This window comes from Paenibacillus sp. EPM92, assembly GCF_016586185.1.
GTDB lineage: Bacteria > Bacillota > Bacilli > Paenibacillales > NBRC-103111 > Paenibacillus_G > Paenibacillus_G validus.
Map to the genome: position 1 here is coordinate 1 of NZ_BCPS01000048.1, position 22,014 is coordinate 22,014.

Below are 22,014 nucleotides of genomic sequence, written 5' to 3' on the forward strand. Positions count from 1 at the left end.
TTGCCAAGAAAATGATAAACGCTAACAGAGTACCCATTTTTTATTAATGACCTATCATCGAAAGGAGAGTGTTTCTATGAAGTTTTCTCCTAGGAGAGATCTCTGGCTATCAATCGTGATTTGGTCGAGTATCCTTGTGCTGCTTATCAGTGGTCTATCTCCTTTTTTCAAAGAAGGAGCGGGAATCATTGGTGGAACTTTAATCTTTCTTCTCTGCTATTCAATGGCTGGCTTTTTAGCCTGGCTATGGACTGCGACATACTACGTGCTAAATGAAAGTGACTTGTTTATTCGGACTGGACCGGTAACCCAATCTATTCCTTTCGAGAGTATCGCCAAAGTAAAGCCGATTCGATCGTGGATGGCAAGTGCGGCTACCTCTAGCCGCAGAATTGAAATTAATTATGGCAGCTATGATTATATCCATATATCACCCCTAGATGAAGAAGCTTTTTTGACGGAGTTAAAGAAGCGATGTCCTCATTTGCACATGGAGACACGTTAAGCCTTCTGTGCTGAATAGCAGGCTGTCATGTTAATAACGAAAAAGAATGGATGGCCTACGGAAATTCAATGGTAAAGACTTGATCTCTACGATATCATTCGTACACTTTGTAGATTCTGATCTCGATAAAGATTTGCTGACGATTATTGCGGAAAACGTCAGCACAATAAATGCCGGCGGCTGAAGCTGCCGGCAATTTAAATATACACCCATGTTTGTGTCGCGGCGCTTTGATACAAACATAGGCTGTTATTCTTGGTAGGAACAGGCTGATTTATGGATGATCTCCCAAGAATATGTGCAGTCTAAATGCGGAGGTGAAATAATGATGGACGAGCAAAAGGAAACAGTCACTTCATTCGATCCCAAAACCGGACAATCCAAGGAAGTCAATATAGTCTTGGATCATGCCCGAAATGGGGGGATGAAATACGTAGTCGAAGAAGAAGAGAAGAATAACCGGAAGATAGCCACTGACGAATAGATAGAAAGCGCATGCTCTCACAGGGGTTTACCCTTAACGACATGCGCTTTCTTACATTATTATTAACTACTATTCGTCAATACGTGCTCGACAGGTTTCAGGACTAGTTTGCGTTCTAAGCTGCTGTTATAACTGTGGACTCCAATTTTGTTTCTGTATGACTAGTTCCATTATCCATGCTCTTCCTCCTTTCGCTTGTACAGGCTAATAGGCTTCGTTGCCGCAAAAATAATAATCGACTTCCATTACCTCAGTTTAGTAAAATAAATAGTATAGCCTCTAAAAGCTGAACGAACAGATACGAGAGCTCAATAAAGCTCTGGAGAAGGCTGCCGACAGCAATGGATCGGCAGCCTTCTCCGCTAACGGACAGCTTAGTAGAGTAATGGTTATCGGATTTGGATTGACAATATCAATGTATGTTATCATGAAATTAAACGATGAAAAAATTAAAAGCTAAGCTTATACTTGGAGGGAATACTCATTAATAACGTCGTCCGGAATGATGCAATGACCATGTTGAAGAAAACGAGCCGTACTTTTTATATTCCGATAAGTCAATTGGATTTAGGATTAAGGGAGGCTGTAACATCTGCCTATCTGTGTATGCGGGCTATAGATGAAATCGAGGATCATGATGAACTCACAGACCCATTGAAAGTGGAACTATTACTCGGGATACACGAGGCATTCCAATCCCCGCATATTATCGAAGCAACACAAAAAATACTATCGCCGTATGGGGCCGTATTACCGGCAGTTACCAGGCAACTTCATGAGTGGGCGATGCTATGTCCGACCTCCGGAGCCCCAATCGTATATCGTTACATCGCAAAGATGTCGTTACAAATGGCCGAATGGGTTCAGAACGGGTGGAGCATTCATACGGAAGAGGATTTGGACCGCTATACCTATAGTGTAGCTGGTATGGTTGGAGAAATGTTATCTGAACTATGGTTGTGGCATGACGGGACGCAATCCGATCTAACGAAGGCGGTTGCCTTCGGAAGAGGACTGCAGGCGGTCAATATCCTCCGAAATCGAGAGGAAGATCTTAAACGAGGCGTTGACTTCTTTCCTGACGGCTGGGGATTCAAGGAGATGCAGCAATACACACGTCGCAATTTACAACTTGCCGACTCTTATATCGCAGATCTGAAGGAAGGTCCGGCGTTGAAATTTTGCAAGATACCATTAGCGCTAGCTCATGCTACGGTAAACCTCATCGCTGTCGGAGGAAACAAATTAACGAGAGATGCGGTTCTAAAAATTGTGAGTCGTGTGACTGGATAACCGATTGTCCATATGTAGACGTAAATAAGGGGCTGTCCCCAAACTCTGGCTGGCCTAATAATACGAAAAAACAAACGCATAAGCAGTTGCACTTTGGAAGAAAACAGCAAGGCGAGCGCAAACGGGGCTCCCATCAACGTTCAGGGGCATGGATACTCTCAGTAGCCTGATCGTGGATTTCTTTTTTCAATCCGTGTAATCCTCTCAGCAATTTCGTCAAGGTTGTGGAGGTATTCCTGAAAAACGACGTGTATTGCAAAAGAGAGCCCATCTAAGTCAGACACGATGTTTAGTTGCCCAATTCCGAATTCCTTGCGGAGAATGTAAACCACTCCGAAGTAAGAATTTTGCTATGCGTTGAACTGGGGGGATTTTCATGTTCAGTCCCTATGAATTTTTCATTTTATCTATAGTCTCATTAGTAGACCATGAAGCACTGGCAATCATACGAAAATTTATTTTTGCGGCCTTATCCCCATCCAAGTCGTTTATTTTTGCGGAAGCTGTGGCATCGTGAACCACTGCCACTTCAAATCCCTGTTCGATGAGTTCGCGCATATGAGATTCAATGCACAGATTCCCTGACATACCTGCAAGAATAACGCGGGTAATTCCCTGTTTTCGCAGCTGCAAAACCAAGTCATTGGCTTCAGGTCCGAAAATTTTATGCGGACTTGTGATGACGGTTTGGCCATCTTCAATATAGGGCTTATATTTATCCAGAAAGTCGGCACCAGAGCCTTTAAAGCCTTCAAGCGATAATGGGCCTTTTCGTTGATACATGTGGATACCGTGCATCAAATGTTCCATAGCTCCCCCAAACATCCATTTTTGGTCATAGGGATAATAGTAATGAGGGGACACAAACACTTTAAACTTGTTTTCCTTTGCTGTTTTTAATAATAATTCAATGTTCTCAATCGTATGATTTTCAGCAACGCTGTCTTTTACTAAATTCCAGGCTACACCTTTTGGGCTTAAAAAGTCATTTTGCGGATCTGTGAGCACCAAAGCGGTATTGGTTTGAGTCACTTTCATTCCCGGTGATGGAAGTGGTGCGGTTTGCGCTGCTGCAACATTTGGATGAAAACCATAAAGATCAACATTGACAAATAACGAAAACACAAAGAAACACGGTACAATTTTTCTCATGAGGATCTCCTTTCATTGATATACGCACATATTATGTGCTTTATTCAATGGTTTATCCAAAATTCAACAGGGGACAGAGGTTGATGGGAAAACAACTCATTTTGTTCACGAACGGGAATCGAGAGCACCAGAACGGTGCTTCGGTTCCCGTTCCTTCTTTCTCAACTAAAGGGCAGCGGTCAAGGTGGTTGACAAGGGGAGCATCATACAAAAGGAAGGGAGCCGTTGGTTAATCACAGCCTATGTTGAAAAAAACGGCGCCCCCTATATCGATGCCTTTGGTTTACCGTAAACGAGCGGACGGTGCTCCAGAACAGCGGCGGCCGTAACGTTTCGCCTGAGAGTATGCCGGTCGGCGCACAAGTGGAAGCGTGGCATGCAGGGGCAGTCAAAGAATCGTACCCGGCACAGACCGTTGCCGCCAAAATCATCATGCATGATACGAAGGAGGTGCCCGAAGGCATGATCGGTCAAACGGACGCCGTGCAAGCCGCCCTGCAATTTCAAACCGGGCCGACCGCCGCATGGGCTGTCAAAACCGCCTCGCTGGATGCGGAGAACGGCTACTGGAACGTAGAACTCGTCCAACACGAAACCGTCGATCAACCCGTCACTATACAAATTGACGCCCGCTCCGGCCAAACCGTCCCGATTCCTGTGGCGGCAAACGATGCCTTCCGCGTATTTTCGCCCCTGCCGGGGACAAAAGTCGGCCCCACCTTCACGGTCGAAGGCGAAGCCCGCGTATTCGAAGCCGCATTTAGCTGGACGTTGGAAGACGGACACACTATTTTAGCCGAAGGGCACGAAATGGCCGAAGAGGGCGCCCCGGCATGGGGCCGTTTCCACTTCGACGTCAGCTATGAGAAAGCTTCGCAGCCCAACATGATGTTAATCCTGTACATTCACAGCGCCAAAGACGGAGGCGCCGGGCATGAGTTGATCGTTCCTTTGAAAGTTCCCGAGGAGCGCATCAATTATACGGTTGAGTGATAGTAACTGAGATCGATAAATCGGCAAGTTGACGGAAGTGGGCCGGACCCGGGGAGCACATTCCAGAAGCAACGGGTCGGAACATAGCATGGGGAGGAGGGTGCTGAACCCTCCTCTTTTGCCGTCTCGAATGGGAGGCTGGTTAGGGAGAAGAGCCTCATGCTTATGTTCGCAAAAAAAGCTTGTCTTACCACTAACGGTCAGACAAGCTTTCGAGGAATACCGTTTAAAACACCTTCGTTGTCCAGGATTCACAGTTCCATGTATCTGTAACGACATCGCGATAAAATTCCGGTTCGTGGGAGATCAGCAGGATGCTGCCTTTGTACGCCTTAAGGGCACGCTTCAGCTCATCCTTGGCATCCACATCCAAATGGTTGGTCGGCTCATCGAGCACGAGCAGGTTCGTTTCGCGGTTGATCAGCTTGCAGAGGCGCACCTTCGCCTTCTCGCCGCCGCTAAGCACGGCAATTTTGCTCTCGATATGCTTGGTCGTGAGCCCGCACTTGGCCAGCGCCGCGCGCACTTCGAACTGCGAGAAAGAAGGGAATTCGTTCCATACTTCCTCGATGCATGTGTTATAGTTGGCATCCTTCGTTTCCTGCTCGAAGTAACCAATGTTCAGGTTCTCTCCGAGCTGAACGGAGCCGGACAAAGCCTTGATTTCGCCTAAGATACTCCTCAGCAGCGTCGTTTTACCGATCCCGTTCGCACCCACAAGCGCGATCTTCTGACCGCGTTCCATACGGAGGTTAAGCGGCCTTGACAAGGGACTATCATAACCGATGACGAGATCCTTGGCTTCGAAAATCAGCTTGCCGGACGTTCTCGCTTCCTTGAAGTTGAACTGTGGCTTCGGTTTTTCCTTAGCGAGCTCGATAACTTCCATCTTGTCGAGCTTCTTTTGTCTGGACATCGCCATATTCCGCGTCGCGACACTCGCTTTGTTCCGGGCCACGAAGTCTTTCAAATCGGCAATCTCCTGCTGTTGGCGCTTATAGGCGGATTCCAGCTGTTGCTTTTTCATTTCATAGACCTGCTGGAAGTGGTCGTAATCGCCAACATAGCGGTTTAGCTCCTGGTTCTCCATATGATAGATCAGGTTGATGACGCTGTTAAGGAACGGAATGTCGTGTGAAATTAGAATGAATGCATTCTCGTACTCTTGCAGGTAGCGCTTCAACCAATCGATATGCTGTTCATCGAGATAGTTCGTCGGCTCGTCGAGGAGCAGGATGTCCGGCTTTTCGAGCAGCAGCTTCGCCAGCAATACCTTCGTCCGTTGACCGCCGCTAAGGTCGTTGACGTCCTTATCCAGTCCGATATCGGTAAGTCCCAGTCCGCGGGCGGTTTCTTCAATTTTGGCGTCGATCATGTAAAAATCCTGATTCGTCAACGTATCCTGAATCGTTCCGACATCCTCGAGCAGCTGCTCAAGCTCCTCCGGAGATACCTCGCCCATCTTGGCGTACATGTCGTTCATCTCTTGTTCCATATCAAACAAGTATTGGAAGGCTCCCTTTAGGACGTCGCGGATCGTCATGCCCTTACTGAGCACCGCATGCTGATCGAGATATCCAACGCGCATGCGCTTGGACCATTCGATCTTCCCGTCATCCGGCTGGAGCTTGCCCGTAATGATGTTCATGAAGGTGGATTTGCCTTCGCCGTTGGCGCCGATAAGTCCGATGTGCTCGCCCTTGAGCAGGCGGAAGGATACATCGTTGAAGATGGCGCGGTCTCCAAAGCCATGGCTTAGTCTTTCTACGTTTAATATGCTCATGAATGACACCTTTTCCTTTAAACTTTATTATCGCTTTATTATAAGCGTTAAGGTGCGGATAACTCAATGTGGGAGACGATGTAAAAACCTTAATATAAAGAGTCTATTTCGTGTTACGCAAGCGAGTTTTACCAAGATAATTTTTTACGTAAAAAATGAATAATGAACATAGTTGGAACTGAATATCATGTTATCGATTATGTTTTTTACGTAAAAAACGTTGGAATGATCAAAATAAATAGAAAAACAACCTAATAAGAAGAGGAAAAATATAAATTTCTTTAAATTACGCGGAAAAAATTGCGTAAATTATATAGACGAACAAGTATGTTTTATGGTATAAAAGACATATGAACTCGTTTATTTGCGCAAATCACCTATAATTACCCTTAAATGTTAGGAAATGAGGTGTGTTGAGAGTCGAAGCCGAATAATTGATACGATTTTTTACGTAAATAATAAAATTGGTGAGTGACGATGAAGATAAAAGACATCGCAGCAAAAGCAGGAGTTTCGGTCGCCACAGTATCGCATGTGGTCAACAAAACAAGATATGTAAGTGCAGAATTAACGGAACGAGTGCTGGCTGTCATAAACGAATCGGAAGGTCAGCCTAACTTTGTATTACGAAATATGAAAGCCCTTCATTCAGATGTGATTTTATGTCTGGTGGAGAATGTAGAGGATTATTTTTACGTCAATATCATTAAAGGGATAAAAAGCAAAGCGGTTGAGTTCGGCTATCATGTGGTGATATTAAACTCGCAGAACAAAGGTTCGATACGTGATTATATAAGGCTGGAGAAACCTTGCGGCATCATCCTGGTACCTGACAAGAACAGTAATGAAGACGTATTCAAGATGAGGGAATTGAGCACGCCGACCGTATTCATCAATCATCTTGAAAGCGATTCAAAAACTGGCAATGTCGTGATTAATTATTATGAGAACGCCTACAAGGCTGCGCATCATGTCATAAAAAGCGGACATGAAAGGGTTTGTTATATTCATGAGCTGAAGGATGGCTATACGCACCGTCAAATGCTCAACGGATATAAAGATGCGCTGCGAAACAACGGCATTCCGTTTGATCCGGCGCTTGTCATCGGCGTTGGCGCCTATGATCAATTTGATAAACAGATGATGGACAAAATCTTTACAGACGAAAATCGGCCGACCGCAGTGCTCAGCGCAGATAAAAATGCGACGTTGGAGCTGTTAAGATTATTCAACAGCAACAATATAAAGTGTCCCGATGATATTTCGCTGGTCAGCTTTAACGAGTTCGAGCTGAGTCATTTACTTCAGCCCGCTCTGACGACCGCTGCGTTTGACCCTGTAGAGATTGGCATGAAAAGTGTTGAGAAGCTAAATGACAAGTTAAAGGGTTCGGAGGATAGCGCGGAGGACACGATCGTTCCCAGCAGGCTGAGGGTAAGAAATTCCACGCAGTGCATTGGCAGAGGGCCGCTTGGGGAAAAAGCGGAAAGTCCCGAAGTTTTGCAACTGAGTCCTTTTGAGATGGAACAGATTAAAGCAGGTTCCTATACGGCAGCCATTTCTTTTCACTATTCAGGCATTGCTTGGGCAAGGCTGCATGAAAAAGGGATCAAGGACGTTTTTGCGGAGTTGGGTGTAAAAGTTCTTGCCGTTATGGATGCGCACTTTGATCCTGAACTTCAAATCAAGCAGCATGCAAGTATTTTAACGATGAATCCCGATGTTCTGATCAGTATTCCCGCCGATGAGATTTTGACGGTTCAAAGCTACAGGGAAGTTGTCGCTGCAGGAACGAAGCTTGTTCTGATTGATAATGTGCCGAATGGGTTTACCCGCGACGATTATGTGACCTGCGTCTCAGTCAATCAGAGGGAGAACGGTCAAATTGCGGGCAGAATCCTTGGCGAACATTTAACCAAAAATAAGAAGAAAAAAATCGGATTAATCATGCACGGCGCCTCTTTCTTTGCCACAAAGCAAAGAGATATGGCCGTAGAGCAGGTGTTGCGCGAGGAGTTCCCCGAACTGGAAATCGTAGCGATCGAAAATTTCATCAACGAAAAGAAAGCCTTCGACAAGTGCTATGAGATGATCCGAAGCCATCCTGAAATCGAAGGACTATATGTATCGTGGGAAGGCCCGGCGTTGGAAGCGTTAGCCGCTTTACGCGAATTGAACCGCGAAGACATCAGTATTGTAACGGCGGACTTGGATCATGAGGGAGCTATGAACATCGCGATGGGCGGGCCGATCAAGGGGCTCAGCGCTCAGCGGCCTTATGAGCAGGGAAGGGCGATGGCTCTAGCGGCCGCTAATGCGTTAATCGGCAAAAAAATCCCGTCATTTATCGGGATTACGCCTTATCGAATCACGGCCGACAACCTGTTGACCGGGTGGCAGGAAGTATTGCGTGAAAGACCTCCCGCTGCATTGGTCAATGCAATGAAAAGCAATAAAACAGTCTGACGAAATATGGATTTAAGGAGGAGTTATTTATGGCTGTCAATATCAACAGAAGAGATTATAGCCTCGGCGGACCGGAGGATAAGCGGGCGCAGGAGAAAGGGATTGCGTCGGCCGAATGGTACGCTTCCCCGATTCCCCGCCAAAAGATGAAGGAGCTCATGAAGCGTAAGGACGGACCGGCCATCCGGGATACGATCATCTGGTTTGCTTTGCTGGGCATCCTCGGCTATCTGGCATACCTTTCCTGGGGGACATGGTGGGCAATTCCGGCATTCGCAGCGTACGGTGCCGTGTATGCGCTGCCAGGGAACTCGCGTTGGCATGAGGCCAGTCATGGAACCATGTTCAAAACGCCTTGGATGAACGAAGTGATTTATCAGATCGCTTCATTCATGAACCTGTTCCCGGCGACGCCTTGGCGCTGGAGCCATGCCCGCCATCATACCGACACCTATATTGTTGGCCGTGATCCCGAGATCCATGCCCCAAGACCACCGGTTTGGCGAGTGTTGGCGGCGGAATTGTTTCGCTTGATAGGCGGAGTGATCGACCTGAAAAGAGTCTTGCTGCATGCCTTCGGTAAGATGGATAAAGAGGAACTGGAGTATATTCCTGCATCCGAGTTCAAGAAAGCGTATTGGGAAGCTCGTGTATGGATACTTATCTTTTTGGCGGTAATAGCGGCTTGTATTTACACGGGAAGCATACTGCCGGCCATGTTTATCGTTCTTCCAACCTTTTACGGCTTCTACGCCGTTATGATTGTCGCCTGGACGCAGCATTTGGGGCTTAATGAAGATGTTCTGGATCACCGCCTGAATACACGTACGGTTTATATGAATCCGATTATCCGATTCCTTTACTGCAACATGAACTATCACATCGAGCATCATATGTTTCCAATGGTTCCTTATCATGCCCTTCCCAAGCTTCATGAAGAGATGAAGGGGGACTGCCCGCCGGCAAGCCCGAGTCTCTGGGCGGCTCTCATGGAAGTTTTCACGGCGCTTCGGAAGCAGCGTAAAGATCCTACTTATACCATCGTGCGCAAGCTACCCGAAACCGCGCGTCCGTATAAATATGGTCCGGCACCCTATGGAACGGTAGCTCCTGACGCGACGCTCATGCGGAAAGCGGAGTAAGCAGGAAAGCATCGCAGGGACCAAACTTAAATTTCTCCATCAAGGAGACTCTTGAATGACGGCATTGAAAGCGCTTAATAGTCCGCGGCAATGCAGGCGGCTTATCGTTCCTCGCATTGCCCGGCTGTCATTCGCACTGCAGCAGTTCAAACCTACAAGCGATTACATGATGGAGGTACTTATGAATAACGAAGGCTGGATTAAAACATGTGCTGTTGAAGATATCGATGTAGAAGATGTTGTTCGATTTGATCATGGCGACCGAACCTACGCGCTTTATCGTAATGCCAAAGGGGACTGCTTCGCGACCGACGGGCATTGCACGCATGAGAAGGTTCATCTGGCGGACGGCCTGGTGATGGGAAATCTCATCGAATGTCCGAAGCATAACGGCCGACTTGATTTCACAACCGGTGAAGCCAAGCGGGCCCCAATTTGTGACGCGATTAAGACGTATCCCGTTAAGATTGACGCGGGTATGCTCTTCATCAAAGTCGATTGAGGGGGATCGTCATGAACGAAGCTGGCATGGTTATTATCGGGGCAGGCGAAGCCGGAGCGCGTGCGGCTGTCGAACTGCGGACGCAGGGCTGGAGCGGACCTATCACGCTAATCGGTGAAGAGAAGCATGCGCCTTACGAGCGTCCTCCTCTTTCAAAAAATTTGCTGCTGGGCGAAGATGAACCGTCGCCGATTTTCATCCTGAACGATGAGAAGCTGTTACAGCACGACATTACATTCCTGTCCGGCTGCATGGCCGTAGAGATCGACAGAAATAACCGTGCCGTTATTCTTGAAGACGGACGGCAACTCCCGTACGACCGGCTGCTGCTTGCTACAGGGGCCCGCCCGCGCAAGTACGCGTTAGAAGGCTCCGAGAACGCGGATGTGCTCTACCTGCGGACGTTTTCCGACGCACTGTCGCTTCGTTCGCGTTTGCAGCCCGGGACTCATGTTGCGGTCATCGGCGGCGGATTCATCGGACTTGAAGCCGCGGCGAGCGCTGTTGAGCGAGGCTGTACCGTGTCGCTCATCGAACTGGGCCCGCGCATTCTGACGCGGGGTGTGCCCAAGGAAATCGCCGACATCGTGGAAGCCCGTCATCGTGCCGCCGGCGTCGATTTCAAATTGGGCGTTACCATCGACAGCATAGCAAACAACGGCGGCCGTCAGGCTATCGTTCTTGCCGACGGGACCTCGATCGAATGCGACTCTATTATTATCGGGATCGGCGCTGTTCCGGAGATAACGCTGGCTGCCGGTTGCGGGCTGGAGATCGAGAATGGAATACGGGTTGACGAGAGGCTCCAAACAAGCGATCCGTATATTTTTGCCGCCGGGGACTGCTGCTCCTTCCCGCATGCTTTATATGACGGCCGACGAATTCGGCTTGAATCCTGGCGTAACGCCCAGGATCAAGGTTCACTAGCGGCTCGTAACATGATGGGCGCAGGGGAAGCTTATACAGTCGTACCCTGGTTCTGGTCCGATCAGTACGAACAAACGCTGCAAGTGGCCGGTTTGACGGACTTTGGCGAAATCATGGTAAGCCGCAATATCGGCGAAGACGGCAAGTTCTTTTTCCATCTTACCTCTGACGGACGGTTAGTCGCGGCCAGCGCTGTTGGGCCGATCTCTAAAATTGCCAAGGACATCCGTTTCGCTGAAATGCTCATTCAACAGCAAGCGAGACCTGATCTGAACGATTTGGAAAACCCTGACGTGAAGCTGAAAGCGCTTCTAAAGGATCTGGTGAGGCCATGATGAAAATAAAAAGCATCAAATCGCTCTGGGGGATGGAAGGTTCTCTGGAGAGCCAGTTCGAGCAGATTGCCGCCGCAGGCTACCATGGAATTGAATCCCCCGTACCAAGCCAACTGGCCATTACCGGTGGAGTGAACGTGGAAGAGAAGCGGTTCCGCAGTCTGCTGGAGCAATACAAGCTCGATTATGTTTCGATGGTGTTCACAGAGGGCCCCGATCATGCGGAATCGTTTCGCCGGCAGACGGAACAAGCGGCGGCACTGGCCCCGATCATGATCAATTCACATAGCGCCAAAGACGCAATGCCGTTTGACGAACAGGCGGCATTTTTCGAAAAAGCGCTCGCCGTCGAGCAGAGATTGGGCATTCCGGTCGGACACGAAACACACCGGGGACGAGCCATGTTTACGCCTTGGACGACAGCGGCTCTCCTCCGGGAATTCCCGGAATTGAAGCTGACGGCCGATTTTAGTCACTGGGTATGCGTGTGTGAATCGCTGCTGCAAGATCAGAAGGAATCCCTGGAGATGGCTTTCCAGCGGACTATACATGTTCACTCGCGGGTCGGATATGCGCAAGGACCACAAGTTCCCCATCCCGCGGCTCCCGAATACAAGACGGAACTGAGCGCGCATGAAGACTGGTGGAAGCAGATTATTCAAGCGCGAGCAAATAGCGGCAGGCCGCTCACGTTCACGCCGGAATTCGGACCGCCGGATTACATGCCGAGACTGCCGTTCACGGGCCAGCCGGTGGCGGATTTGTGGCAAGTCTGCTTATGGATGAAGGAGCGGTTTGAAAAGCTGATCGCATAGTAACAGCGGAGGCAATGGAAGCCAATGAATGAACGCGTTTAATGATCCCGGGGAGGTTTTGAAATGAAATTGGGTTACCAAACAAATACATGGGGCGGTGTAGTCGGACATCCCGCAGGTGTAACCTCCGTCAAAGATCTTTATTACTTGGCCAACGGTTCGACCGAGCAGGCACTTCGGGATATAGCGGCCGCAGGATACAAGGGCATCGAGCTGTTTGACGGAAATTTGATGCAGTATGAGAATCGCCAGGACGAATTTCGCCAGCTGTTGAAAAGTCTGGACCTGGCAGTGGTAGGGGTGTATACCGGGGCGAATTTTATTTTCAAAGATATTCTGGAAGAAGAGTTTGACAAAATCGAGAAGGTTGCCAAACTGGCTGCTGAGTTCGGCACGGAGCATCTTGTGTTTGGAGGAGGCGCCGTACGGGCGGGCGGCATTCAGGAATCGGACTATGAGCAGTTGGCACAGTCTTTGGAGCGGGGCGCGAAAATTGCGGAAAAATACGGATTGGTGCCAAGCTACCACCCGCATTTGGGCACATGTGTGCAGGGACCGGATCAGCTCGACAAAATTATGGGGCTGACTTCGATTGCATTATGCCCGGATACGGCCCATATCGAAGCGGGTGGCGGAGATCCCGTAGCCGTGATTAAAAAATATGTGGATCGAATCAAATATGTGCATTTCAAGGATTACAAGTCCGGCGCTTTCTTACCGCTTGGAGAAGGCAACCAGAATTTCGCGGAGATGGTATCCATCTTGCGTGAAGCGAACTATGAAGGCTGGATCACGGTGGAGCTCGACAGCTACGAGGATCCATTCAAGGGCGCACAGATTAGTAAAGCCTACTTGAAAGAGCGTTTAAACATCGGGTAATGCCGGTTTCTATTCGTAAGTCATCATAACAAAGGAGATTACACCGTGCGTAAACTAAACATAGCAATGATCGGCGGAGGCTTCATGGGGAAGGCACATTCAATCGCTTATGCGGGAATGCCGATGTTTTTTTGGCCGGCGCCTGCGCTTCCTCAGCGTAAAACCGTCGTGGATATAAACGAAGAAATGGCAAAAGCCGCCGCCGAGCGTTATGGATTCGAATCTTATTCGACCGACTGGAGAAGCGTGGTAGAAGACCCGGCTATCGACATTATCGATATTGTGACGCCGAATGACTCGCATGCCGAGATCGCCATTGCGGCTGCGAAAGCCGGCAAGCATATTATTTGTGAAAAGCCGCTTGCCCGTACCGCAGAAGAATCAAAACGGATGCTGGATGCCGTCAAGGAAGCAGGCGTGAAGCATATGGTGGCCTTCAACTATCGACGCACCCCTGCAATCGCACTGGCAAAGAAATATATCGAAGAAGGCTCGATCGGTAAAATTTTGAATTTCCGCGGAACGTATCTTCAGGATTGGTCGGCGGATCCGAATTCGCCTCTCTCCTGGAGGTTCCGGAAATCGGTTGCCGGTTCCGGGGCACTCGGCGATATTGCAACGCACGTTATCGATATGGCGCGTTACCTGGTCGGGGACATCAGCGAAGTATTGGCAACGTCCCAAACCTGGATCAAGGAACGTCCGGTTCAATCCGGCTCTGTTGACAAGCTTGGTACGGTGAAGGCCGGAAGCGATGTGAGGAAGGAAGCGGTAGACGTAGACGATGAAGTGAGCGCGCTTCTCCGATTCGATAACGGCGCCATCGGCAGCATAGAAGCAACACGCAATGCGTGGGGCCGGAATAACTTTATTACGTTTGAAATCCATGGCGAGCTGGGTTCCATCTGTTTTAACTATGAGCGCAGGGATGAACTGCAAGTATGCTTCTCCAGCGATCCGGAAGACAGAAGAGGGTTCCGCACCGTTTATACGGGGCCGGCTCATCCGTATGGCGAAGCACTGTGGCCGATTCCCGCCTTGGGCATTGGTTACACAGAAACCAAGATCATTGAAGCGCATGACTTTATTTCTTCCATCGTAAACGATACGGAAGTGTCTCCGAATTTCGAGGACGGTTATCGGATTGCGGTTATCAGTGATGCCATCCTGGAATCTGCCAATGCTGAAAAATGGGTGAAGATCGTTTACATGTAGATTTTGCATAAGAAGGATAGCGTTCGGGACGGTCGCCCGTCCCGAGGTCATCCTATAAAGGAGTACTTCGAATGGAAACGCCAATGCTGGAAATGCGCCAAATCTCCAAATCATTTAATGGAATTAAAGTACTCGATCAAGTTCATTTCGAATTGAGAAAGGGCGAGGTTCATGCCCTGATGGGCGGTAATGGGGCCGGGAAATCGACCTTAATGAAGATTTTGACGGGCGTATATGAGTTGGATGCGGGCAGCATACATTTGGACGGTGCCGAAGTTCAAATCAAAACGCCTAATGATGCGGAGAAACAAGGGATTTCCATGATCTTTCAGGAGTTCAGTCTTATTCCCACGTTAACCGTCGCTCAAAACATATATATCGGGAGAGAACCAAGAACGGCATGGGGTTTTATTGATGACAAGAAATGCGTTCAAATGGCTGCGCAGCTGCTGGAGGAATTGAACGTTGATATCAAACCGAATGACCTGGTGGCTGATCTGGGCGTCGGGTACTGGCAGATGACGGAAATTGCCAAGGCGTTAGCCAAGGAAACGAAAATTTTGATCATGGACGAGCCCACATCTTCTTTAACGAAACGGGAAACGGAAATATTGTTCGACTTTATTGGGGGATTGAAACGGAAGGGCTATTCCATTATATACATTTCCCACCGGATGGAAGAAATATTCCAGATTTGCGACAGAATTACGATCATGGGCGACGGGCGTCACATTATCACAGCGGATACGAATGAGTTGGATATGGACAGCGTCATTCAGCACATCGCGGGTAAAAACCTGGATAAGTTTGAATGGAAGCAGCGCAAACAACCGGCCAGCCACAAGGTTATCCTTCAAGTTAAAAATTTGAAAACAAACGATCGGGTGAACGGTATAGATTTTGAATTGAAGCATGGAGAAATTGTGGGAATCGCCGGTTTGATGGGAAGCGGTCGAAGCGAAACCTTGCGGGCGCTGTTCGGAATCGATTCGATCACCGAAGGTGAAATTCATATAAAAGGAAAGAAAGTCGCTATACGGTCGCCAAAAGACGCCATCCATAACGGACTTGCTTTAGTGCCTGAGGATCGAAGGGTTCAAGGGTTGGTGCTGGATCATGAAGTGAAAGATAATATTTTGCTTCCGTCCCTTTCCAAGATTACGAATGTGCTTGTCAACGATAGGAAGGGAAACCAAATGTCCGAAGAATGGGTCAAAAAATTAAACATTAAAACCGACTCCATTTATAAGAAATCGCGTTTGCTGTCAGGCGGGAATCAACAAAAAATCGTTTTTGCCAAATGGTTGGCCAATTCGCCGGAAATCATCATGCTTGACGAACCGACTATCGGGATCGATATCCGGGCCAAAACGGAAATTATCGATATGGTTCGTGATTTAGCCGATGAAGGAAAGAGCATTCTGCTTGTATCTTCGGAAATGACGGAACTTTTGGCCGTAAGCGACCGGATCCTTGTGTTTCATGAAGGAAAAGTCGTCAAACAATTTATGCGCGAGGAAATCAATTCGGAGGAGAATTTGCAGCATGCAATCCAAGGCTTCTAACCCGGGTATTCAGGGTTTTAATTGGCGGCAATATATTGTTTATATCGCTTTTGTAGGCGTTTTCATTTACTTCTCAATCACGTTAAGCTCTGACGGATTTTTGTCGGCGAACAACCTGTTGAATATTATTCGCCAGACTGCGATCATATCCATCATGGCCGTGGCGATGACTTTTGTGATGAGTGCTGCGGAAATCGATCTGTCTATCGGTTCCATAGCGGCTCTATCTTCATTAACGTCGGCCATGGCGTTGGAAGCTGGATTCGGTATTCCGGGGGCGATCATAGCCGGCCTGGGGACGGGGTTCATTATCGGTTTAATTAACGGTTTGCTGGTGACCAAGGTCATTATCCCTTCTTTCCTGGTCACGCTCGGGATGATGGGGATAGCCAAAGGAATGGCGATGTGGATAACGAATACGGCGCCTGTGCCGATCATTGACAAAACGTTTGTGTATTTCTTCGGATCTGGCGATGTCGGAAGCGTGCCGATTCTGTTGATCTGGACTGTGGCGATCGTTTTTATCGGGCATGTGATATTGCGTAAAACCGCATTCGGCAGAAGAACGCTGGCCACAGGCGGAAATCAAAGCGCAGCAAAGTTCTCGGGTGTGAACGTTGCCAGAACGAAACTGTACGTGATGATCGGATCGGGCGTGCTTGCAGGACTTGCCGGCATGCTGTATGCGGGAAGGATGCATTCCGGACGCTACACCTTCGGCGAAGGAGACGAACTATCCGTCATTGCAGCCGTTATTTTAGGAGGCACCAGTTTATTTGGAGGCGTAGGTACGGTTATCGGCACGGTCATTGGGTCGCTGATGATTGGAACGGTCAACAACGGTTTGATCATTATGGGACTGGATGTCAGCCAGCAAATGATCGTAAAGGGACTCATTATTATCCTCGCTGTGGCTTTCGGACGTAAAGCGATCAGTAAGTAATCAAGGAAGGATTGCTCATGAGAAAAATAAAAGCAGCGATACTGGGAGCCGGTTTTATCGGACAAGCGCACATTGAAGCGGTCAGACGGCTCAGTTTTGTCGAAGTCGTTGCGATCGCGCAAAGCGGTCAGGACAAAGCCGAGCAAAGCGCAAAATTACTAAATGTCCCAAAAGCCTATGGCAATTATATGGACTTATTGAAAGACCCGGAAATTGATGTGATCCATAATTGTACGCCGAATTATTTGCATTACGAGATTAATAAGCAAATTTTATTGCATGGAAAGCATCTGCTCTCGGAGAAGCCGCTCACGCTGACAAGCGAAGAGGCCAAGGAACTGTACCATTTGGCGAAAGAAAAAAATCTGGTTAGCGGAATCAATTTCAATTACAGACAGTTCCCCATGGTTCAGCACCTTCGCGGTATGGTGAGGGACAATGAGCTGGGCGATATCCGTATTGTCCGCGGCAATTACTTGCAGGATTGGTTATTGTACGATACGGACTATAACTGGCGGCTGGAGCCCGAGTACGGCGGAAAAACAAGGGCCATCGGTGACATCGGCTCCCACTTATTCGACCTGACGCAGTACGTAACAGGAATGAAAATTACGGAAGTCATGGCCGATACGGCGATTATGATCCCTCAACGCTACAAACCGCTAAAAGAAAAGCAAACTTTCCAAAACGGCGGAAAGGAAAATGCCAGTCTGGTTGATGTCAGTACGGAAGATTATTGCTCCGTATTGGTCAAATTCGATAATGGGGCAAGAGGCGTTTTTACGGTCTCCCAAGTATCCGCAGGGAGCAAGAATGCCCTGGTTTTGAATATAGACGGCTCTGTCGCTTCCGGCACCTGGAAGCAGGAAGAACCGTTCCGTCTGACCATAAGGTACCGGGATAAACCAAGTGAAACCGTATTGAGAGACCCCGGCCTCGTGAAGAAAGAGGTGCTTCCGTTCCTTCATTACCCGGGCGGGCATGAAGAGGGATGGACGGAAAGCCTGAAAAACATGATGCAGAACTTTTACGATGCCGTAGAAGGGAAAATGACCCATTCTGATTCCGTTGCTTCCTTCGCGGAAGGTTATCAAATCATGCTTATCATCGATGCCATCGTCAAAAGCGCTAAAACGGGCACTTGGGAAAAGGTTGAGAGCATTTCTTGACCAGGTACGCATGAAAGGGGGAATGCCGCCCAAAAGTACAGCGTTTTCTTGCAAGGGCAACAAGCTTGAAGGGAATCTGGCTTCATCGGTGTGTGTTTGCAACTAAATTTCATGTAGAAGAGGGGTTATCGAAAATGAAAAAATTATTTTCCGCATGTTTTGTATTCATTTTGATGTTCAGCATCGTCTTATCCGGATGTGGAAGCAGCAGCAGCAAGGGAACCGGCGGCGAAGCAAACAGCAATACGCCGGCGGCCACGCCACCGGCAGCAACCACTACTCCTGACGGTCCAGTGACTATTAATCAGAGCCTTCCCGATAAAGAGATTTTAAGTAAAGGTCCGAATGGAGAAAGCGCCATCTCCGCCAAAACGCTGAAGCTGACTCCGGAAGAATTGGCGAAAATCAAAGAAGGAAAATACAAAGCAGCCGTTGCCCTGCACTATGCCGGCAACGACTGGTCGACTGCGCAGGTCAAAGGGCTCAAGGATACATTTGCCAAGATGGGTATCGAAGTGATTGCGCAAACGGACGCTAACTTTAAACCGGAAAAACAAGTATCCGATATTGAGACTATATTGACCAAAAAACCGAACATCCTCATCAGTATTCCCGTTGATCCTGTCTCCACCGCAGAAGCGTTTAAAAAAGCTGCTGCCGCGGGCGTGAAGCTGGTATTTATGGATAATAAACCGAACGGTTTGGAGCACGGTAAAGATTATGTCAGTGTAGTTTCCGCGGATAACTATGGAAACGGCGTTGAAGCGGCCAATCTTATGGCCAAGGCGCTTGGTGAAAAAGGAGATATCGGCGTTATTTTCCACGATGCGGATTTCTTCGTAACCAAACAAAGAACGGAAGCTTTTGAGAAAACGATCAAAGAAAAATATCCGAACATCAAGATCGTCGATCGCGGCGGTATTGCAGGACCCAATGACGGCGAGAAAGTGGCTTCTGCGATGCTGACTAAAAACCCGAATTTGAAAGGGATCTTTGTCGTATGGGATGCTCCTGCGGAAGGGGCCCTGGCAGCTGCACGCTCGGCAGGCAAAAATGATCTGGTCATCACTACTATTGATTTGGGCACAAACGTTGCGCTTAATATCGCACAAGGCGACATGGTCAAAGGTCTCGGCGCACAATTACCTTACGACCAAGGCGTTGCCGAAGCCATTCTGGCCGCTTATTCCTTGCTTGGCAAAGAAACGCCTCCATATGTTGCCGTACCTGCCCTTGCCGTATCGAAAGAAAATATTCTGGAATCCTGGAAAACCGTCTACCAAGTCGATGCACCAAAAACGATTCAAGACGCTGCCAAGAAGTAATTGGATGCAATCAAGACTGGATTCCCTCTGATTGCTTAGCGACCAGTAAGGAGAGGATACCATGGAATTAATGGAAGGCATGCGGGTTGTCGTCGTCAAAGCAACAGGCGAGTTAAGGTCGTATGAAATGGTTACAGTCGTCGACATCAAGGGTGATGAGGTCGTCGTAGGCGATATGACAGGGGATTTGCACAACGTGCGGATAGACAATATCCAGATCTTAACTCCTGATCCTGATCATCACTAAACCCGATATTCAAAACCGGTAAAGAAATGCTGTAAGCATGAACAAGGGACTTCCCGATGGCGGGAAGTCCCTTGTTCATTTTCATAAGATACAAAGAACAGATATGCCTAGAGAACGATTCTATTTAATCATACTTGTCCTCGTCGATTCTGCTCTTATGTTCAAGGATAAGTTCGGCCTCGGTTTCAAAGTTCAAATGGAGCGGCTCCGGAAGCAGATCGAGAATATGCTTGATCAGAGGCAGCTCTGCCAATTCCTCGAGTGTCTGCGGTCGTTGATCTAACCCGTAAACCCACTCGCGTACAGCATCGATAAACTTATAGAAAGAAGCTTCAAATTCATCCGCAGTCGATTCCGCTTCATCGTTTTCCGACCCCGCCATAGACTTCCAGTTTTTAAAGCCGCTTCTAACGTCTGCTCGACTTTCGCGTCCATCCTGTAACCTCCCGATAAGGATATCTGTGTTCTTCATGTTCGCTTTGATCTATTATACCAGCCTTATGCAGGATCAGCTAAAACGCCTCGCTGCCGCCGGCAACATCGCATCAAAGCAAGCTGCAACAATAGGCGTGCATCAGGTTATGATAAGAGATGATAATGAGAATCATTATTGACAAATGAACTGAAATCGAAATACAATTAAAGTCTTACGAATCGGGATAATTGGTCTCTCCAAGTTTTATTGACACTCCGTGTAACGCTATTTATTATACGTTCCTTATTTCTTATACCTGCTTGCCAATTCCAAAGCATGACATTGAAGGAGGATATACAATGACCCGCTTATTTACCAAACAGCTGGACGTAGCTTATGATGACCGCCTGATTGTCGAAGGATTGAATTTATCCATTCCGAATGGAAAAATTACAGCCCTCGTAGGCGCCAACGGCTCCGGCAAGTCGACCATTCTTAAATCTATGGCGCGGATTATGAAGCCCAAGGGCGGGCAAATTTTCCTGGACGGCAAATCGATTCATCAGCAGACGACTAAGGATGTAGCGAAGCAGCTTGCCATCCTGCCGCAAAATCCGACGGCCCCTGACGGGCTGACTGTGCAGGAACTCGTCTCTTATGGACGGTTTCCGCATCAGAAGGGGTTCGGCTCGCTGAGCAAGGAGGACAAAGAGGTTATTCATTGGGCAGTCGAAGTGACGGGCATGGGGGATTTTGCAGACCGACCTGTCGATCAGTTATCCGGCGGACAGAGGCAGCGCGCTTGGATTGCCATGGCGCTGGCTCAGCAGACGGATATTCTGTTTCTCGACGAGCCGACCACTTTCCTGGATATGGCGCATCAGCTCGAGGTGCTGAAGCTGCTGCAGAAGCTGAACGCGGAAGAAGGACGTACTATCATTATGGTGGTGCATGATTTGAATCATGCGACCCGCTATGCTCAGCACGTGGTTGCGATTCAAAGCGGCCGAGTGGTGAGCGAAGGGACGCCGGAGCAGGTAGTCACGCAGGATGTACTTCGTCAGGTATTCGGAATTGAGGCGGACATCGTGCCCGACCCGCGCACAGGCGTGCCGCTGTGCATGCCTTACGAGTTGGTGGGTGAGCTTCCCGGCACACAGCATCGAAATTCTGTACCAGAGGAGCAGCGGGCTGCCATGGCCGCAGGCGTTTGATTCCGGTCAACTTGAAGCACATGGCTACCAATTGATCGAAACAGCATGAGGAGGAGATCCACATCGACAATCCATGTTCCGTTGATGCCGGGCGTTGTGCTGCCGGATCCCGCAGCCTGCGGGGCGGCGCTCATGGGTCTTGTCGGGTGAGGGAAAGCATAGCAGGCTGAGCCGGCATCGTCTGCAGCGTCTACGGCGCCAAGCAAGCTGGAGCAGAAGGAGAGAACTGTCACTTGCAAACGAATATCAAATGTGGTACATTACGATTCCGGCTGTTGATAGAGCAGCGGATGCAACCCGAGTTGAAAGCTTCTGAGCATGGCGGATATACCCCTTGAATGGAAGAACAAAAACACGGTTGCCAAATCGAATCGGATGTGGTACATTACGAATCCGGCTGTTTGAAAGAGCAGCGGACGCAGCCCGAGTTGAAAGCTTCTAAGCATGGTGGATATACCCCTTGAATGGAAGAACAAAACGCAGTTGCCAAATCGAATCGGATGTGATACATTACGATTCGGCCGTTGAAACAATCGGCGAATGCAAACAAGTTGAGCGCTTCTGAGCATGTGGTTAGACCCCTTGAATGGAAGAAAAAAACAAGTTGCAATAACGATTTGAATGTGGTACATTACGAAGCGTTCT

General features: G+C 48.5%; 21 protein-coding genes. 17 read left to right on the plus strand and 4 right to left on the minus strand.

All coding sequences use genetic code 11. The features are described from left to right. Nucleotides 1-76: 76 nt before the first annotated feature. The 3 genes from JMF85_RS09000 (at nt 77) to JMF85_RS09010 (ending at nt 2,282) form a co-directional block, all read left to right on the plus strand. A complete protein-coding gene (locus JMF85_RS09000) occupies nt 77-505 on the plus strand; it encodes a PH domain-containing protein (RefSeq protein WP_181410187.1) in 429 nt (142 codons plus the stop codon). Between the two features lie 325 nt (nt 506-830). Then, a complete protein-coding gene (locus tag JMF85_RS09005) occupies nt 831-989 on the plus strand; it encodes a hypothetical protein (RefSeq protein WP_201318089.1) in 159 nt (52 codons plus the stop codon). Nucleotides 990-1,499: 510 nt separating this feature from the next. Continuing rightward, a complete protein-coding gene (locus tag JMF85_RS09010; RefSeq protein ID WP_201318082.1) occupies nt 1,500-2,282 on the plus strand; it encodes a squalene/phytoene synthase family protein in 783 nt (260 codons plus the stop codon). A gap of 387 nt (nt 2,283-2,669) precedes the next feature. Here JMF85_RS09010 and JMF85_RS09015 read toward each other — a convergent pair whose 3' ends face one another. Beyond that, the gene (locus JMF85_RS09015) at nt 2,670-3,434 is read right to left on the minus strand and encodes a cysteine hydrolase family protein (RefSeq protein ID WP_141335806.1); all 765 of its coding nucleotides are present in this window, start codon (nt 3,432-3,434) and stop codon (nt 2,670-2,672) included. A gap of 303 nt (nt 3,435-3,737) precedes the next feature. On the opposite strand from JMF85_RS09015, the gene JMF85_RS09020 reads away from it, so the two are divergent. Beyond that, nucleotides 3,738-4,427 carry a Gmad2 immunoglobulin-like domain-containing protein gene (locus JMF85_RS09020; RefSeq protein ID WP_201318083.1) on the plus strand — a complete coding sequence of 230 codons (690 nt, stop codon included), beginning with the start codon at nt 3,738-3,740 and terminating at the stop codon, nt 4,425-4,427. Between the two features lie 226 nt (nt 4,428-4,653). On the opposite strand, the gene JMF85_RS09025 is transcribed toward JMF85_RS09020, so the two are convergent. Further along, a complete protein-coding gene (locus JMF85_RS09025) occupies nt 4,654-6,210 on the minus strand; it encodes an ABC-F family ATP-binding cassette domain-containing protein (RefSeq protein WP_127608154.1) in 1,557 nt (518 codons plus the stop codon). Between the two features lie 477 nt (nt 6,211-6,687). Here JMF85_RS09025 and JMF85_RS09030 point away from each other — a divergent pair, with 477 nt between their 5' ends. From JMF85_RS09030 to JMF85_RS09085, 12 genes are all read left to right on the plus strand, one after another. Next, the gene (locus tag JMF85_RS09030; protein ID WP_201318084.1) at nt 6,688-8,676 is read left to right on the plus strand and encodes a LacI family DNA-binding transcriptional regulator; all 1,989 of its coding nucleotides are present in this window, start codon (nt 6,688-6,690) and stop codon (nt 8,674-8,676) included. Between the two features lie 29 nt (nt 8,677-8,705). Next, on the plus strand, nt 8,706-9,818 hold the full coding sequence (locus JMF85_RS09035; protein WP_054796188.1) for a fatty acid desaturase family protein: 1,113 nt from the start codon (nt 8,706-8,708) through the stop codon (nt 9,816-9,818). Nucleotides 9,819-9,873: 55 nt separating this feature from the next. Next, nucleotides 9,874-10,320: a MocE family 2Fe-2S type ferredoxin gene (locus JMF85_RS09040; RefSeq protein WP_230876277.1), complete on the plus strand. Its 447-nt coding sequence runs from the start codon at nt 9,874-9,876 to the stop codon at nt 10,318-10,320. Nucleotides 10,321-10,331: 11 nt separating this feature from the next. Continuing rightward, entirely contained in the window at nt 10,332-11,582 is a 1,251-nt protein-coding gene (locus tag JMF85_RS09045; RefSeq protein ID WP_201318085.1) for an NAD(P)/FAD-dependent oxidoreductase, read from the plus strand. Continuing rightward, complete coding sequence (locus tag JMF85_RS09050) at nt 11,579-12,397, plus strand: sugar phosphate isomerase/epimerase family protein (RefSeq protein ID WP_308645021.1); 819 nt, start codon at nt 11,579-11,581, stop codon at nt 12,395-12,397. The genes JMF85_RS09045 and JMF85_RS09050 overlap by 4 nt, the downstream gene beginning before the upstream one ends. Nucleotides 12,398-12,460: 63 nt before the next feature. Then, nucleotides 12,461-13,276, plus strand: coding sequence for a sugar phosphate isomerase/epimerase family protein (locus JMF85_RS09055; RefSeq protein WP_201318086.1), 816 nt, complete (start codon nt 12,461-12,463; stop codon nt 13,274-13,276). A 45-nt stretch (nt 13,277-13,321) separates the two neighbouring features. After that, complete coding sequence (locus JMF85_RS09060; protein ID WP_127608150.1) at nt 13,322-14,491, plus strand: levoglucosan dehydrogenase; 1,170 nt, start codon at nt 13,322-13,324, stop codon at nt 14,489-14,491. A 71-nt stretch (nt 14,492-14,562) separates the two neighbouring features. Beyond that, a complete protein-coding gene (locus tag JMF85_RS09065) occupies nt 14,563-16,056 on the plus strand; it encodes a sugar ABC transporter ATP-binding protein (protein ID WP_127608149.1) in 1,494 nt (497 codons plus the stop codon). Beyond that, on the plus strand, nt 16,037-16,999 hold the full coding sequence (locus JMF85_RS09070) for an ABC transporter permease (RefSeq protein ID WP_054796191.1): 963 nt from the start codon (nt 16,037-16,039) through the stop codon (nt 16,997-16,999). The genes JMF85_RS09065 and JMF85_RS09070 overlap by 20 nt, the downstream gene beginning before the upstream one ends. A gap of 17 nt (nt 17,000-17,016) precedes the next feature. After that, nucleotides 17,017-18,168: a Gfo/Idh/MocA family protein gene (locus JMF85_RS09075; RefSeq protein ID WP_127608148.1), complete on the plus strand. Its 1,152-nt coding sequence runs from the start codon at nt 17,017-17,019 to the stop codon at nt 18,166-18,168. A gap of 65 nt (nt 18,169-18,233) precedes the next feature. Beyond that, nucleotides 18,234-19,493, plus strand: coding sequence for a substrate-binding domain-containing protein (locus tag JMF85_RS09080; RefSeq protein ID WP_372814256.1), 1,260 nt, complete (start codon nt 18,234-18,236; stop codon nt 19,491-19,493). A 61-nt stretch (nt 19,494-19,554) separates the two neighbouring features. Next, nucleotides 19,555-19,740 carry a hypothetical protein gene (locus JMF85_RS09085; protein ID WP_054796192.1) on the plus strand — a complete coding sequence of 62 codons (186 nt, stop codon included), beginning with the start codon at nt 19,555-19,557 and terminating at the stop codon, nt 19,738-19,740. 124 nt (nt 19,741-19,864) lie between these two features. Here the strand turns inward: JMF85_RS09085 and JMF85_RS09090 are convergent, their stop codons facing one another. Further along, on the minus strand, nt 19,865-20,122 hold the full coding sequence (locus JMF85_RS09090) for a hypothetical protein (RefSeq protein ID WP_236595795.1): 258 nt from the start codon (nt 20,120-20,122) through the stop codon (nt 19,865-19,867). Nucleotides 20,123-20,514: 392 nt separating this feature from the next. On the opposite strand from JMF85_RS09090, the gene JMF85_RS09095 reads away from it, so the two are divergent. After that, nucleotides 20,515-21,369, plus strand: a complete 855-nt coding sequence (locus JMF85_RS09095; protein WP_127608147.1) for an ABC transporter ATP-binding protein — start codon at nt 20,515-20,517, stop codon at nt 21,367-21,369. A 260-nt stretch (nt 21,370-21,629) separates the two neighbouring features. Here the strand turns inward: JMF85_RS09095 and JMF85_RS09100 are convergent, their stop codons facing one another. Then, nucleotides 21,630-21,815: a hypothetical protein gene (locus JMF85_RS09100; protein ID WP_201318087.1), complete on the minus strand. Its 186-nt coding sequence runs from the start codon at nt 21,813-21,815 to the stop codon at nt 21,630-21,632. Nucleotides 21,816-22,014: the final 199 nt, after the last annotated feature.